The sequence below is a fragment of the Clostridium sp. CTA-1 genome (genome assembly GCF_054768215.1).
The window spans coordinates 20399-36971 of sequence record NZ_BAAAAP010000010.1 but is presented as its reverse complement, the minus strand read 5'-3'; the positions used below and the strand labels follow the sequence as shown (position 1 = coordinate 36971).

The window sequence follows — 16573 nt, the reverse complement described above, 5'->3', positions numbered from 1 at the left end:
AGAATTTTACTATATAATGGAGGGATTCCTTTGAAATTTGAAAAAATATTGCAAATAGTTTTGGTAATAGCTATAGTTATTCAGTTTTTTTATTCTTTTATATTAGGAAGAAAACAAGATAAAGATATTGGCAATAAATTAATGACTTTAAAAAGAAGTGCAATGAAACAAAGTTTTATACTATTACTTATGGTAAGTATCGTATTTTATATGCTATATGCTTTTATAAAAAGTACTGCTTCTAATACAGGGTTACTTATAATTATATATTTTCTTATAAGTATATATGATTTTACAAAATTAAAAATAGTAACAGATAAAGGTATTGGGAATAAAAGTTTATATAATAATAGTATATATAATTTTGTATACTGGGAAGATATAACAAGATGGGAATGGCATCCTAAACATCCTAATCTTTTATTTTTTACTTTTTCAAACAAAAAAGGAAGGACAGATAGAAGAGACTGGGATATTCCATCTTCAGATAAAGAAAATTTTGAATCCATATTAAATAAATATGTAAAACATGCTTTTGTAGATAGTACTTTAGAAAACATAAACCCTAAYTCTGAAAAAAATAAATAGCCTGTTAATTTAAAACTAAAAATAAAATCATATTATAATTTAACTAATATGGTATTTACCTTATACTTTTTAATACTTTGCTTAAATTAATAGGTTTATAATAATTTAAGTTGGAGGTGTTTTATGAATAAATTAAAAATAGCTTTATGCCAAATGCAAGTTCAAAAAGAAAAGAAAAAAAACATAGAAAAAGCTATAGAAATGCTAACAAAAGCTAAAGAAGAAAATTGTAATATAGCCATTCTACCGGAAATGTTCAATTGCCCTTATGAAAATAAATGTTTTAAGCCTTATGGAGAAATAATAAATGAAGAAAATGGGGGAGAAACTGTAAAAGCTATAAAAAAAGCTGCAAACGACCTAAATCTTTATATTGTAGCAGGGTCTATTCCTGAAATAGAAGGGGATAAAGTTTATAATACATCTATGATAGTAGATAATAAAGGTGCTTTAATAACTAAGCATAGAAAAATTCACTTATTTGATATAGATGTCAAAGGAGGAGTAACCTTTAAAGAATCTGATACATTAACTGCTGGGAATAAAATAACACTCTTTGATACTCCCTGGGGAAAACTAGGGGTGATGATATGCTATGATATAAGATTCCCGGAACTTTCAAGAATAATGGCACTTAAAGGAGCTAAAATCATATTTACTCCAGCAGCTTTTAATATGACTACAGGCCCCGCTCATTGGGATACTTTATTTAAAAGTAGAGCATTAGATAATCAAATTTATATGGTAGGAGTAGCACCTGCTAGGAATGAAAACAGCAATTATATATCTTATGGTAATTCATTAATTGCTAGTCCTTGGGGAAATATAGTAGGTAGATTAGGTGCTGAAGAAAATATACTTTTTTCAGAAATAGACTTGGACTATGAAAATAAAATAAGAGAAGAACTACCTCTTTTAAGACATATAAGAAAAGACATATATAGGTTAACAGAAGTTTAATTTAACAATTCTAATAATTATATGTTAAAATTAAAATAACCTTCAGAGAAATTATATTCTTTGAAGGTTATTTTAAAATTTTTACATTACAATATAAAGCATAAAGGAGGAACCATGAAAAAAGAAATTAAATTATTTATAATATTTATTTTAATTGTTATTATAGGAATTATGGCTTGGGTTAAAGCTGTTAAACCTAAGGAAGAATATTCAAACATAGGAAGGGATTCAGTAAAAGAAGAAACCCTTGATTATGAAGCTAATATAGGTAAAATGCCTGTATTATTAGAATTAAGTTCCCCAACCTGTGGACCTTGTAGAAAAATGACACCTATTATAAAAGAAGTAAAAGAAGAATATAAAGATAAAGTGGATACTCATATAGTAGATTTAACAAAGAATCCTGAATTTGGAGACAAATATAAAGTTTCAGTAGTTCCAACACAAGTATTTTTGGATAAAGAAGGGAAAGTATTTTTAAGACATGAGGGTATGCTTACAAAAGAAGAAATTATAGATATAATAAATAAGATGGGTGTAAAATAATATGAATGAGATTATAACAAAAGCTGTAAACTTAATGGGTAATAATATTTTTTTAGCCTTGATAATATCCTTTTTAGGTGGCATAATCTCTTCTTTTAGTCCTTGTGTGCTTTCTTCACTTCCTCTAATAATAGGTTATGTAAATAAATATGGCAAAAATGATAAAAAAACTGCTTTTAAATATTCCTTGTTTTTTTCTTTAGGTATAATAATCACCTTTACCTTCTTAGGAATAATTTCTTCTTTGGTAGGAAGATTATTTACATCTGGAGGGAAGCTATGGTACTTATTACTAGGAATTATAATGCTTTTCGTAGGTTTACAACTTATAGGTGTAATAGAATCTAAAAATAAGTCGTGTAAAGTGCCTAAAAAGAGAAAAGGAATACTTGGAGCCTTTTTTTTAGGAATATTAGGTGGGGTTTTATCTTCTCCCTGTTCTACACCTATATTAATAGCTATATTAGCTTTTGTAGGAAGCAAAGGTAATATATTATTAGGATTTTTAATGTTACTTTTATACTCTATAGGTCATTGTTTTGTAATAATTTTATCAGGAACCTCCTTAGGATTTGTTGAATCTATAAACGGATCTTCTAAGGCAAACAGAATAAATAATATATTAAAAATAATATTAGGAATAATTATATTGGCTATAGGACTTTATCTAATATATATAGGAATATAAAATAGAACCTAGATTTCTCAATCTAGGTTCTATTTTATATTAGTTAAAGTTTAAATATAGATACACTTTCTTTTAAATTTTCTACCATACTAACTAACTTCTCTATAGATTCAGTAATTTCTTCTATGGTAGCGCTTTGCTCTTCTGTAGAAGCAGCTACTTCTTCTGTATTTGCAGAGGCTGTATTAGATATGGTTTCTATATCATATAATTTTGATGCCATAGTTGTAATACTATCATTGGAAGCTGCAATCATAGAATCTACACTTTCAAACTTATGATTTACACTAGAGAATGAAGTTAAAATTTCTTCTAAAGATTCTTTTACGTTAGCAACTATATTTTCACCTTTTTCTGATTGTGAAGCTCCATCTTTTATAGAATTTAAAGCTGCTTTAGTTTTATCCTGAGTATTCAATATTAAATTTTTAATATTATTAGCAGAGTTCATAGATTCTTCTGCAAGTTTTCTAACCTCATCTGCTACTACGGCAAAGCCTTTTCCTGCTTCTCCTGCTCTAGCGGCTTCAATAGAAGCATTTAACGCTAATAAATTAGTTTGATCTGCTATAGTATTTATTATTTCTACAATATTTCCTATTTCCTCTGAATTCTTTTGCAAATCATATATTATATTAGAAGAATTTACCACACTGTTTTTAATTGTTGACATTTGCCTAACCATACTAGACATGTTTTCTTGTCCTTTTGAGGCTAATGTATTTGTATTATTGGAAAAAGATATTATTTCATCAAATTCATCTTTTAAAGTATACATATTTCCCATAACATCATTCATTAGTAGGGAGGATTCATTACTAGCCTTTACTTGATTTTCAGCTCCAGAAGCAATTTCTTCAGTGGCACTAGAAATTTCCTGTGATACTGCTGAAGTTTGCTCTGCAGAGGATAAAATTTCCTGAGAGGAACCAGCTAACTGTACTGAAAAATTATTTATATTTTGTGTGATTTTTCTTAAACTATCTATCATTGTATTAAATATTTTGCTTAACTCTCCAATTTCATCTTCATTAATAATTTCAACCTTTTCTGTTAAATCGCCATTGGAGACCTTTTGAGCTATATTAGATAAATTATCTAGTGGCTTTAAAGACATCTTTAGTATATAAAGTATTACTAATCCAGCTAAAACAAAAGTCACTAAAGTTATCAATATAGAAGTTATTAGTATATTTCTAAGAGCAGTTTCTTGAGTAGCCAAAGATACTCCTATATCCATAGCACCTAATAATTTACCAGTTTCATCTTTTAAAGGCATTATAACATCATAAACTTCTTCACCATTATAATCATATGTAGATGTATAATTTTTACCCGTATCTAGTACACTTTTACTTCCAGTATCAGTTAAAACTTTTCCGACTCTCTTCTTATCACTATGATGAGTAACTTTAAGTTTATTATCCATAATTAAAGCAAATTTTATATTGCTATCTTTTGTTAATTTTTCTAATATAATTTGCGGGTCTACTGACTTATTAATATTATGTATTTCATTTGCGTTAATACCTATTTGTATTAAGCCACCATTAGGCATAGCTAACGCGCAATATTTATAATAATTATGATTTACCTTATTTTGTCTTATTTCTTCAATAACTTGATCTTTTTTACCCTTTAATATGTCTTGTCCAGAATAATCTAAAGGATATACATAGTTTATATTCTCTGGCATATTTGAATATATTATTTTAGCATTTTTATCTGTTACATTTATTTCTTGAATATTGCACTTTACAGCAACGCTAGTTAAATATTCATTAGAAATATTTTTGTTTTCTATAGCCATTTTTGAAATAGATAAAACTTTATCTGCTAAAATTTTGTCTATTTCCTTTGTAGCCCTTTGTGATGAAGTAATTTGAGAACTTACTTGCTTTGCTAGATTTAAGCCATCTTCTTGAACTTGATTTTGGAACTTACCACTTACCATTTTAAAGGTAAATCCCGTTAACAAAATCATTGAAATTAAAAAAATTGATAGAGAAGATATTAATATCTTCTTTTTAAAATTAAGTTTTATAAAATTTTCTTTAGTAAACATTGTATTAATCCCCCTAAATATTATTACATAATTTAGCATTATGTAATAATATTATAATGATTTTTTAAATTTAAATCAAACGAAAATCAAAATTTAAACTATAAACAGGCAAAAATACCATAATATTTTTTGTACCATGAAATTTTTTATTGATTCTAATCTTAGAATTCTTACCTTCTAGAAAAATTTAAAATTGGATAAAAGATTACTTCTTATTTCTCTATCTGTATTATTAGTGTTATTTAATATCAGTTAAATAAGATAGTATTCTATACTCAATGAGGAAAGAAAAAACAAAAATACCCGCTATAAAAACAGCAGGTATTTTTGTTTTGTTAGTTTTATAATTATATATATTAAGGGTAAAGGCTAATATTTTAAAATTAGCCTATAAAACTATCACAATAAGCATCGTAACCTTTTAAATGTTCAGCATAGTTATTAGCTTCGGAATTTATGCCATAGGTCATAATTAAATTTTTTATAAATTCTTCTTTTGACATTCCTGAATCACCTATTAAGCTATCAACTTGATCCAATACATTTTTAGGAATTTTATTAAAGTTTTTGTTCATAAAAAACACTCCTTTAATTTAATGTTAAATTCTCAATAGAGTATACTATATATTATGTATACATTTACACAAAAGGTTTATCAATCATATTACAATATAAAGTATAGCACATAGCCTGTATAAAGTCAATATGATCAACATAAATATGTATAAAAATAAATATATGTTTAAATAATCCTATACAGAAATTACATATAATATTACTTTATAATATGACTAATATATAATTGAAATGAATAATTTAAGAAATAAAAAATACTTTTAATGATTAACAACTATACGAAAATGTGTTATCATGAATAACGGTATAATTTTTAAAAATAAATTAAGGACAGTATTATTAAATATTTAAATAGAAAGGGTAAAACTAATGAAGGATTTTATTTTTGATTTAACTTTAATTTTTCAAATTTTTGTATTTGTTATAACACTATATTACCTTATATTATCTTTATTTGGTATATATAAAAAAAAGGACAATGGTGCTGAAAATTACACACCTAAAAAAAACTTTGCGCTAGTAGTAGCAGCTCATAACGAAGAAATGGTTATAGCCAAAATAATAGAGAGCTTAGAATCTCTAGACTATCCTAAAAATATGTATGATATTTTTATAATAGCGGACAATTGTACTGATAATACTGCTAAAATTGCTAAAACTTACGATGGAATATATGTTTGTGAAAGAAATGTACCAGACAAACGAGGAAAAGGTTATGCTTTAGAATGGATGTTTTCTAAATTGTTTAATATGGACAAAGACTATGATGCTATAGCAATATTCGATGCAGATAATTTAGTTTCTAAAAACTTTTTAAAAGAAATGAATTACAAAATGCTTAAAGGTTATAAAGTTGTTCAAGGATACATAGATAGCAAAAATCCTAATGATTCATGGATAACCGGTTCTTATTCTATAGCTTTTTGGACAGCAAATAGATTATTTCAATTAGCAAGAGCAAATTTAGGACTATCAAATCAAATAGGTGGTACTGGTTTCTGTATGGATTCAAAAACCCTAAAAGAATTAGGTTGGGGTGCTACTTGTTTAACGGAGGATTTAGAATTTACCTGCAAATTAGTCTTAAATGGACACAAAGTAGGCTGGGCACATAATGCTAGAGTTTATGATGAAAAACCCCTTACTTTAAAACAATCTTGGAATCAAAGGAAAAGATGGATGCAAGGATTTGCGGATGTATCTTCGAGATTTTTTACAAAACTTATTAAAAAAGCTTTTAAAGAAAAAAGTTTTGTTGCCCTAGATTGTGCTTTATATACGGTGCAACCTTTTGTTACTCTTTTACTTGCACTATCAGCTATCCTTACCTTAATACAAAATAATTCTTCTAGGGGAGCTAATATATTCGTAATAAGTTATTTATTTTCACCTTGGATATGGAAGATGTTTAGCATAATACAATTTTTATTTACTCCTCTTATTATGCTTTTAGAAAAGAAACTTTCTAAAGGAATGTTTTTGACATTTTCAGCTTATTCTTTAAATGTATTTTTATTCGGATTGATTTTAGGTAATAAACCCAAATTATATGAAGTAGCTGTTTTATCAGTAATATATTTAAGCATTTTCATATTATTATTATATATAGTAGACAGAAAAAAATCCTTAAAAATGTTTATATGGTATTTATTGTATGGAATATATACTCTGACTTGGATACCAATAACCATACAAGGAATATTAAATAAAAATAATAAAGAATGGAGCCATACAAAACATATAAGAAAAATGAGCATACAGGAAATGGATTAAACCATAAAGATACAGTCCCATATAAAGAAAATTTATATGGGACTGTATCTTTATATATAGAATTTTAAAATAACTATATCACTATCTTAAAGGCTCTCTATTAAAAATAATATTAACAAAGGAAATTAACATTATTTTGTAGAAATTAATAATTAAGAAGCTTTTATTTATATAAGCCTGATTTAATAAACTTATATATAAAATACATAACTTTATTTTTATAAATGAAAGCTTAACTCTAATATTACTCTCATATGATTAGAACTATAATCTACTAGTACAAAACTATATATTATATTTGGAGGGATATTATGGATGAAAATATTATAATAAATATATTAAAAAAAGAGATGGTGCCAGGATTTGGTGTTACTGAACCAGCTTCTATAGCTTTATCAACCGCTAAAGCCTATGAAGTAATTGGCGGAGAAATAAAAAATATAAAAGTAATAACAGATCCTGGGTTATTTAAAAATGCTTTTTCCTGTACAGTTCCAGGAACAAATGAATTTGGTAATGAAATGGCTGCTTTATTAGGGGCTATTGGTGGAGATGCTTCCTTCGGTTTAGAGTCTTTAAGAAAAATAAAAGAAAAAGATGTAAAAAAAGCTAAAACTATGTTAGATAAAATTAATATAGAATTAAAATCTGAAACAGAAGGACTTTATGTAGAAGCTATCGTAACTACAAATAATGGAGTAGGAAGAACTATAATAAGATATAAACACGATAATATAATTTTAGTAGAAAAAAATGATAAAGTGTTATATCAAAAGGAAGATCCTTTAAATAGAAACAATGAGCTTTCAAGAAAAACTGTAAACTCTAAAAAAATAACTGAAATGAAATTAGATGAAATGGTGCATTTTGTAAATACTGTTAATTATAAAAAAATAGAATTTTTATTAGAATCAATTAAAATGAACAAGAAACTATCTAAAAAAGGATTAGAAGGTTTAGGAATAGGCCTTGGTAAACTAATTTTAGAAAGCTGTGATGAAAATAATTATGAATTATATGCTGAATCACTTACTTGCAGTGCTATAGATGCTAGAGTGTCTGGTGCTGCTTTACCTGCTATGACAATAACAGGCAGTGGCAATCATGGTATAATAACTACCTTGCCTTTGCTGGCTATAAAAGAAAAGAAGAATTTAAATAATGAAATGCTAGCAAGATCCATAGCTTTGAGCTATATTATAAATATATATATAAAGGAATATTCCGGGAAACTATCTGCTTTCTGTGGCTGTGCTGTAGCTGCAGGTACTGGAGCTAGCGCCGGAATTTGTTACTTATTAGGTGGTGGTTTAAAAGAAATAGAAAACACCATAAAAAATATGACCTCTAATATTACAGGAATGATTTGTACCGGTGGAAATTCAGCCTGTTCACTAAAAGCGAACACTGGTGTGAAAGCAGCTTTCTTAAGTGCTAAAATGGCCATTAAAAATATAGTAATACCAAATAAATGTGGCATTGTTTCAGATTCCATAGAAACTACAATGAAAAATATAGGTAGAATAGCTTATCCTGGAATGGTAGAAACAGATAAAGAAATATTAAATATAATGATAGAATGTTCAAAATAAATTAATTATATTATCCTAGGTTTTAAAGGTAAGAGATTAAAATAAAAGTACTTTTAGTGAATAAATAGCTATAAAAATAAGAAATGCTAATTTCCCCTAAAAGTACTTTCTATTTTATACCTTTAAAAGTTATCATAGTAATTTCCAATTATACGCTATTTATTGTACTTTGTTCTTTATAATATGTTCTTTACCCATCATACTCTTGACACATTTAAATAAAAAGTGTAAATTTAAAATTAATTTGTCATAATTTGAAGGAGGTTTTAATTATGCAGCAATTAGGATTAAAATATGGGAAGGATTCTATAAAATTTTCATTATCTGAAGAAGATTTATTAGGGGTAATAGATCGTAATGAGTGGAATTTAGATAAAACAGAAGAAGAAATAATAAAAGAATCTATAGAAAACCCTATATGCAGTGCACCTTTAAAGGAACTTGTTCATGAAGGAGAAAAAATTTGTATTGTTATACCAGATATAACTAGAGCTTGGCAAAGATCAAGTGTATATTTACCTTATATAGTAGAAGAAATTAAAAAAGGTGGAGTAAAGGATGAAGATATAATTTTCTTAAGTTCTACAGGTACTCACAGAGAACAAACAGAGGAAGAACATAAAATACTTATAGGTGAAAAATTATATAATAACTATAAAGTAGTTGACCACATCAGCACTAAAAAAGAAGATTTAGTCTACGTTGGTAAGACCTCTTACAACACTCCTGTAATGATTAATAAACTTGCATTAGAATGTGACCATGTAATACTTACAGGTGCAATAATATATCACTTTTTAGTAGGTTATTCCGGCGGTAAAAAAGCTATATTACCAGGTATAAGTAGTTTTGAAACAGTAATGGCTAATCATGCTCTATCCTTATGTGGGAACCTTGGTGATGGTGAAAATCCTAATGTTCGTGCAGGTAATATATATGAAAATCCAATTCATAATGATATGTTAGAAGCTGCAAGCTTTATAAGACCTACATTTATGTTTAATGTAATAATAGGTCCAGATGGAAATATAGGCGCTGCAGTATCTGGAAATTACATAAAAGCTCATGATAAAGGGAGAGAATATGTAGATAAAATAGATGGAGTAGATATAAAAGAAAAAGCAGATTTAGTTATATCTACAGCTGGAGGATTCCCTAAAGATATAAATTTTTATCAATCTTCTAAAACTATAGTTAATTCAAGAGAAGCCTGCAAAGAAAATGGAACAATTATAATACTATCAGAATGTAGTGAAGGACTAGGTGGCGACGAAGGTGTTAAAATGATGCTTACAGACTTTACTAATGCCTTAGATAGAGAAAAAGAACTTAGAGATAACTATAGTATATCTAAACATACAAGTTATATAGCTTGTGATACAGCAGAAAAATTCAACTTAATATTAGTAAGTAATATAGATCCTGAAATTATGAAAAATACAAAAATTAAAGTTGTAAAAACTTTAGAAGAGGCCTTAGAGATAGTAAAAAAAGAAAAAGGGGAACACCTAAAAACCTATGTATTACCACATGGAGCTAATACATTGCCTAAATTAGTATAATACAAGGAAAGTGCAACGCACTTTCCTTAAATTTTGACTTTTTACATAAAACCTATACAATAGTATTGTTAGTATTGTTACAATAAAATATAATATAAAGGTGATTATATGGAAGAAAGATTACAAAAGTATATGGCCTCTTGTGGCGTTGCGTCTAGAAGAAAATGTGAAGATATTATTTTAGAAGGGCGAGTAGAAGTAAATGGCATTAAAATAAAAGAAGTAGGCACAAAAATTATATCTGGAAAAGACATTATAAAAGTAGATGGGAATATTATAAAACCAGAAGAAAATAAAATTTACATTTTACTTAATAAACCAAAAGGGTATCTATGTACTGCTAAAGATGAAAAGGGCAGAAAAACTATTTTAGATTTAGTAAAAGTTAAAGAAAGAATATACCCTATAGGCAGGTTAGATATGGACACATCAGGTATAATAATACTTACCAATGATGGAGAAATATACAATAAGATTATTCATCCTAAATTTGAAAAAATAAAGATTTATAAGGCTAAAGTAAAAGGAACTATGAAAAAAGACCATATAGAGTTATTTAAAAAAGGCATAGATATAGGGGATTACATAACAGCTCCAGCGGCATTAGAAATTTTTAAAACAAATAAGGATACTTCTGAAATAATAATAAAAATTCACGAAGGTAAAAATAGACAAGTAAGAAGAATGTGTAAATCTATAGGTCATCCTGTTATAGATTTAGATAGAATTTCTATAGGTAATATATCAAAAGGTGATTTGAAATTAGGTGAGTGGAGATACTTAACTAAGAAGGAAATAGATTATATAATTAAAATATAAATTAAATCTAAAAGTAAATAAGGTTGTTAAAAACTTACCAATAATACATTCAAATATTTTTAAGATTCATTTTTTAAAATCATAAATAGTTTCAAAGAAATATAGTTTTATGTAAAAACACTTATAATTCATATTATTTAAAAGATTAAGAGTATACTTATAATTATACTCTTAATAGCTGTTTCAATGATTATTTAAAATAACTTCAATATTTATTATAAGTTTATATTCTAAATATCACATCAAAGAAAATAAATATATATATATACGAATAATAATTGTTTTAAATAGTTCAATTAACAAACAATTGCATCATCTATTGATAAAGTTTTCAATAGATGATAAACTGAAATAGATAATGCATAATTTTTTTTACCTGTAAGAAAGGATTTGATTTATATATGGAAGAAAACAAACAAGATTTAATGAGAATAATTCAAGTTAAATTTCCAAGATTAAGTAAAGGTCAAAAATTAATAGCAGAGTTTATATTAAAGCATTATGATAAGGCTGCTTTTATGACTGCGGCAAAACTTGGAACAAGCGTAGGGGTTAGTGAATCTACTGTGGTTAGATTTGCAAATGAGCTCGGATTTACTGGATATCCAAAACTTCAAAAAGCTCTACAAGAACTTATAAAAAATAAACTTACAACAGTTCAAAGAATAGAACTTTCAAATGATTATGTAAGTGAAGAGTCTGCTTTAAAAGGTGTATTAAAATCTGATATGGAAAATATAAGAGCTACTTTAGAAAAAATTAATCATAATACTTTTCAAGATGTAGTGGACAATATATTTAAAGCTAAAAGAATTTACATTTTGGGGCTTAGAAGTTCTACTGCTTTAGCAGAGTTTTTAGGATTCTATTTAAATTTAATATTAGATAATGTAAATATAATTGCTTATGGAATTAGTGATATTTTTGAACAAATGATAAATGTATCAGAAAATGACTTAGTTATAGGTATAGGGTTCCCAAGATACGCAGCTAGAACTATAGAAGCTCTAACTTTTGCTCAAAATAGAGGAGCAAAAGTTGTGGCTATAACAGATAGTTTATTATCTCCTTTAGCTGCAAAAGCAGATTATACATTAATAGCTCAAAGTAATATGGCTTCCTTTGTAGATTCTTTGGTTGCCCCACTTAGTGTAATAAATGCATTAATTATAGCAGTAGGATTAAGAGAAAAAGACAAAATATCTTCAACCTTCAGTACCCTTGAAGATATTTGGCAAGAATATGAAGTTTATTCTTACAGGGACAATAAAGATAAAAAATACTAAAATATTCATAAAAAAGCTGTTTTTAGGGCTTGTGTAAAAAAGAGATCTCTTTTAGACCTCTTTTTTCTGTTTTTTATTATTTTTCTAAAAATTTAATTATTTTTTTATTTTAAAGAAGGAAAAGTTAAAAATTTATAGAATACATATAATATAAAAGTAATTAAAAATAAATTTTAAATGTAACATTGCAAAATTTGTTGCAATATTATATTCACTATTGGGAGGTAATCAATATGGCAAAAGAAAATTTAAATCCATTTGAAAATGCACAAAAACAAGTTAAAACAGCTTGTGACAAATTAGGTATGGAACCAGCAGTATATGAGTTATTAAAAGAACCTCAAAGAGTAATTGAAGTTTCAATTCCAGTTAAAATGGACGACGGCTCAGTAAAGGTTTTCAAAGGTTATAGATCTCAACATAATGATGCAGTAGGTCCAACAAAAGGTGGAGTAAGATTCCATCCAAATGTTTCTTTAGATGAAGTGAAAGCGTTATCAATCTGGATGACATTTAAATGTTCAGTAACAGGAATTCCATATGGTGGTGGAAAAGGTGGAATCATAGTTGATCCAAAAACTTTATCTAAAGGAGAACTTGAAAGATTAAGTAGAGGATACATAGACGGTATTCACAAATTAATAGGTGAAAAAGTAGATGTCCCAGCTCCAGATGTAAACACAAATGGTCAAATAATGGCTTGGATGGTAGACGAGTATAATAAATTAGTAGGAAGAAGTGCTATAGGCGTTATAACTGGTAAACCAGTTGAATTTGGCGGTTCTTTAGGAAGAAATGCAGCTACAGGTTTTGGTGTTGCAGTAACTGCGAGAGAAGCAGCTGCTAAATTAGGAATAGATATGAAAAAAGCTAAATTAGCTATCCAAGGTATAGGTAATGTTGGAAGTCACACAGTATTAAACTGCGAAAAATTAGGTGGAACAGTTGTAGCTTTAGCTGAATGGTGCAAAGAAGAAGGAACTTATGCTATCTATAACGAAAACGGTTTAGATGGAAACGCTATGATAGAATATGTTAAAGAAAACGGAAATCTATTAGGTTATCCAGGAGCTAAAAAAATATCTTTAGATGAGTTCTGGGCATTAAATGTAGATATATTAATCCCAGCAGCATTAGAAAATGCTATAACTCATGAAAACGCTTCATCAATCAATGCAAAACTTGTTTGTGAAGCTGCAAACGGCCCTATAACTCCAGATGCAGATGCTATATTAAAAGAAAAAGGAATAACAGTTACTCCAGACATATTAACTAATGCTGGTGGTGTTACAGTTTCTTACTTCGAATGGGTACAAAACTTATATGGTTACTACTGGACAGAAGCAGAAGTAGAAGCTAAAGAAGAAGAAGCTATGGTAAAAGCTTTTGAATCAATTTGGGCTATAAAAGAAGAATATAGTGTTACAATGAGAGAAGCAGCTTACATGCACTCAATTAAGAAAGTAGCAGGAGCTATGAAATTAAGAGGTTGGTATTAATCTTAATCTTAAATATACAAAAAGAGGTTTGAATTATCAAACCTCTTTTTTCGTTTTTAGTATATTTTTATAAATTTTAATTTAAAAAATACTTAAATATTTATTCTTAAATATACAAATTATAATACTATATGTGAAATAAATGTACTATAAAAATAAAGTAAAACTTAATTTATAATTGTAAAGTTATCTATGAAATAAATACCTTTTTATTATAAAATATATATTTATAGTAATGAATTTATTATATAATAAGTATTAGAAAATAAAACTTAGAGGTGATAAGGTGTCAAAAATTATAGTAATAGGTGGTGGCCCTGCTGGTATGATGGCAGCCATTAAAGCAGCAGAAAAACATGATGTTATATTAATAGAAAGAAATGAAAAGGTGGGTAAAAAATTATATATAACTGGAAAAGGGAGATGTAATGTAACAAATTCTAAAGATATAAGCGAATTTTTTGATTATATTCCAACTAATCCTTATTTTTTATATAGTCCTTTATATACTTTTACAAATGAAGATACTATTAAATTTTTTAATGATAGAAATATTAAATTAAAAGTAGAAAGAGGAGATAGAGTATTTCCTTCTTCAGATAAATCTTCAGATATAATATATGCTTTAGAAAAAGAACTTATAAAAAGAAATGTAAAAATATTACTTAATAAAAGAATAACAAAAATTCACAAAGAAGATTCATGCATAAAATATGTGGAAACAGAAAAAGGAGAAAAAATAAAGGGAGATTATTTTATATTATGTACTGGTGGGGTATCCTATCCTCAAACAGGTTCTGAAGGTGATGGACATAAAATAGCCGAAAAATTAGGCCATAATATAAAAAAATTAAAACCATCTTTAGTTCCCCTAGAGACAAAAGAAGAGTGGATAAGAGACTTACAAGGACTGGCATTAAAAAATGTAGAAATAAAAGTTATAGATTCTGAAAATAAAACATTATATAAAAATTTTGGAGAAATGTTGTTTACTCATTTTGGCATATCAGGGCCTATTATACTTACAGCTAGTAGTGTAATAGATAGAGATAATTTAAAAGTTTTTATAAATTTAAAACCTGCTCTCTCACCTAATGATCTGGATGAGAGAATACAAAAGGATTTTAAGAAATATTGTAATAAAGATTTTAGTAATTCTCTAAATGATTTATTACCTAAAAGACTTATAGATATTATAATAAACTTAAGTAAAATAGATCCGAACAAAAAAGTAAACTCTATTACAAAAGAAGAAAGAAAAAATTTAGTACATTTGCTACAAAATTTACCATTAACTATAAAAGGAAAAAGATCTATAAAAGAAGCTATAGTAACCTCTGGAGGTGTTGATGTGCTAAATATAGACCCATCTACTATGAAATCTAAAATAATAAATAATTTATATTTTGCAGGAGAATTAATAGATGTAGACGCCTTTACTGGTGGATTTAATATACAAATAGCTCTATCTACAGGCTATTTAGCCGGTTTAAAGGTAGGTGAAAATTAATGCAGTCTATAAGAGGGGCAATAACTATAGAAAAAAATGAAGTAAAATATATTAAAGAAGCTTCAATAAAACTTTTTTCAGAAATATTAATAAGAAACAATATAAATATAGAAGATATATTATCTATATTTATATCCTGTACAAAGGACATAGATAAGGACTATCCAGGGAAATATATTAGAGAGAATTTTAACTTAAAAAATGTAGCTATAATGCATTTTAATGAAATGTATGTTGAGGGTTCTATGCCTTTATGCATAAGAATTCTAATTCTAATAGACAAAAAAAATAAAAATATTGAAGAAAATATAGAGTATGTTTATCTTGGCAGAGCAAAGACTCTTAGAAAAGATTTGTTTTCGCCAAATTAAAGGAATTTTTATAGATTTTATAGAATATAAAATTATATAGTGTTAATTATAAAATGCATTAAGGAAAGGCGGAATAATGTTGAATATATCTATAGCCATAGATGGCCCTGCAGGAGCAGGGAAAAGCACCATAGCAAAAATTATTGGAAAGAAATTAAATATAATGTACATAAATACAGGTTCCATGTATAGAGCAGTAACCCTTATGGCATTAGAAAATAATATAGAACCCTCTGATATAGAAAGCCTTAAGACTTTAATTAATTCCATGGACATAAGTTTTAATGGTAATAATATAATTGTTAATGGAAAAGATTTAGAAGAGGCTATAAGAATGCCTATAATAAATAATAATGTATCTAAATATGCAGCAGTGGAAGAAGTAAGAGAACTTTTAGTTTCCATGCAACAAAATATAAGCAAAAAATATAATGTGATAATGGATGGGCGAGACATAGGTACAGTAGTTCTTAAAGATGCTCCTTACAAATTTTTTATTACAGCTAGTGCGGAAGTTAGAGCAAAAAGAAGATTAAAAGAATTAAAAGAAAAGCATATAAATATTGATTTTGAGGATGTATTAAAGGAAATTAAAGAAAGAGATTATATAGACAGCAATAGAAAAATTAATCCTTTAAAGCAAAGTAAAGATGCTATTTTGATAGATACTTCTAATTTTACTATAGAAGAAGTAGTTGATAAAATATGTACCATAATAAAAAGAGATTAAGAAATAAT

Annotated in this window: 15 protein-coding genes; 13 read left to right on the top strand and 2 right to left on the bottom strand. The window is 27.1% G+C overall.

Going from position 1 to position 16573, the window contains the following annotated elements; all coding sequences use genetic code 11:
* Positions 1-30 precede the first annotated feature (30 nt).
* The 4 genes from ACYUEW_RS10090 (at position 31) to ACYUEW_RS10075 (ending at position 2782) form a co-directional block, all read left to right on the top strand.
* Positions 31-588, top strand: coding sequence for a hypothetical protein (locus ACYUEW_RS10090; protein WP_003485991.1), 558 nt, complete (start codon positions 31-33; stop codon positions 586-588).
* A gap of 123 nt (positions 589-711) precedes the next feature.
* Positions 712-1548 carry a carbon-nitrogen hydrolase family protein gene (locus ACYUEW_RS10085; RefSeq protein ID WP_003485993.1) on the top strand — a complete coding sequence of 279 codons (837 nt, stop codon included), beginning with the start codon at positions 712-714 and terminating at the stop codon, positions 1546-1548.
* A 114-nt stretch (positions 1549-1662) separates the two neighbouring features.
* Complete coding sequence (locus tag ACYUEW_RS10080; protein ID WP_003485995.1) at positions 1663-2094, top strand: thioredoxin family protein; 432 nt, start codon at positions 1663-1665, stop codon at positions 2092-2094.
* Position 2095: 1 nt separating this feature from the next.
* A complete protein-coding gene (locus ACYUEW_RS10075) occupies positions 2096-2782 on the top strand; it encodes a cytochrome c biogenesis CcdA family protein (protein ID WP_003485996.1) in 687 nt (228 codons plus the stop codon).
* 43 nt (positions 2783-2825) lie between these two features.
* Here the strand turns inward: ACYUEW_RS10075 and ACYUEW_RS10070 are convergent, their stop codons facing one another.
* Entirely contained in the window at positions 2826-4847 is a 2022-nt protein-coding gene (locus tag ACYUEW_RS10070) for a methyl-accepting chemotaxis protein (RefSeq protein WP_460276685.1), read from the bottom strand.
* A gap of 383 nt (positions 4848-5230) precedes the next feature.
* A complete protein-coding gene (locus tag ACYUEW_RS10065) occupies positions 5231-5422 on the bottom strand; it encodes a ribbon-helix-helix domain-containing protein (RefSeq protein WP_003486000.1) in 192 nt (63 codons plus the stop codon).
* Between the two features lie 370 nt (positions 5423-5792).
* Here ACYUEW_RS10065 and ACYUEW_RS10060 point away from each other — a divergent pair, with 370 nt between their 5' ends.
* The 9 genes from ACYUEW_RS10060 to cmk all read left to right on the top strand — a co-directional run bounded on the left by ACYUEW_RS10060 (position 5793) and on the right by cmk (position 16565).
* Positions 5793-7196, top strand: a complete 1404-nt coding sequence (locus tag ACYUEW_RS10060; protein WP_003486001.1) for a glycosyltransferase family 2 protein — start codon at positions 5793-5795, stop codon at positions 7194-7196.
* A 311-nt stretch (positions 7197-7507) separates the two neighbouring features.
* The gene (locus ACYUEW_RS10055) at positions 7508-8788 is read left to right on the top strand and encodes an L-cysteine desulfidase family protein (RefSeq protein ID WP_003486003.1); all 1281 of its coding nucleotides are present in this window, start codon (positions 7508-7510) and stop codon (positions 8786-8788) included.
* A 272-nt stretch (positions 8789-9060) separates the two neighbouring features.
* Positions 9061-10350: a lactate racemase domain-containing protein gene (locus tag ACYUEW_RS10050; RefSeq protein WP_265204374.1), complete on the top strand. Its 1290-nt coding sequence runs from the start codon at positions 9061-9063 to the stop codon at positions 10348-10350.
* Between the two features lie 108 nt (positions 10351-10458).
* Complete coding sequence (locus ACYUEW_RS10045; RefSeq protein ID WP_460276684.1) at positions 10459-11169, top strand: pseudouridine synthase; 711 nt, start codon at positions 10459-10461, stop codon at positions 11167-11169.
* Positions 11170-11570: 401 nt separating this feature from the next.
* Positions 11571-12455 carry a MurR/RpiR family transcriptional regulator gene (locus ACYUEW_RS10040; RefSeq protein ID WP_003486009.1) on the top strand — a complete coding sequence of 295 codons (885 nt, stop codon included), beginning with the start codon at positions 11571-11573 and terminating at the stop codon, positions 12453-12455.
* A gap of 233 nt (positions 12456-12688) precedes the next feature.
* Positions 12689-13954 (top strand): NAD-specific glutamate dehydrogenase, encoded by a 1266-nt coding sequence (gluD, locus tag ACYUEW_RS10035; protein ID WP_003486010.1) that lies wholly within the window; start codon positions 12689-12691, stop codon positions 13952-13954.
* A 286-nt stretch (positions 13955-14240) separates the two neighbouring features.
* The gene (locus ACYUEW_RS10030) at positions 14241-15464 is read left to right on the top strand and encodes a BaiN/RdsA family NAD(P)/FAD-dependent oxidoreductase (protein ID WP_460276683.1); all 1224 of its coding nucleotides are present in this window, start codon (positions 14241-14243) and stop codon (positions 15462-15464) included.
* Positions 15464-15835, top strand: a complete 372-nt coding sequence (gene aroH / locus ACYUEW_RS10025; protein WP_003486014.1) for a chorismate mutase — start codon at positions 15464-15466, stop codon at positions 15833-15835. The genes ACYUEW_RS10030 and aroH overlap by 1 nt, the downstream gene beginning before the upstream one ends.
* A 76-nt stretch (positions 15836-15911) precedes the next feature.
* Positions 15912-16565: a (d)CMP kinase gene (cmk, locus tag ACYUEW_RS10020; protein WP_003486015.1), complete on the top strand. Its 654-nt coding sequence runs from the start codon at positions 15912-15914 to the stop codon at positions 16563-16565.
* The last annotated feature ends 8 nt before the right edge of the window (positions 16566-16573 follow it).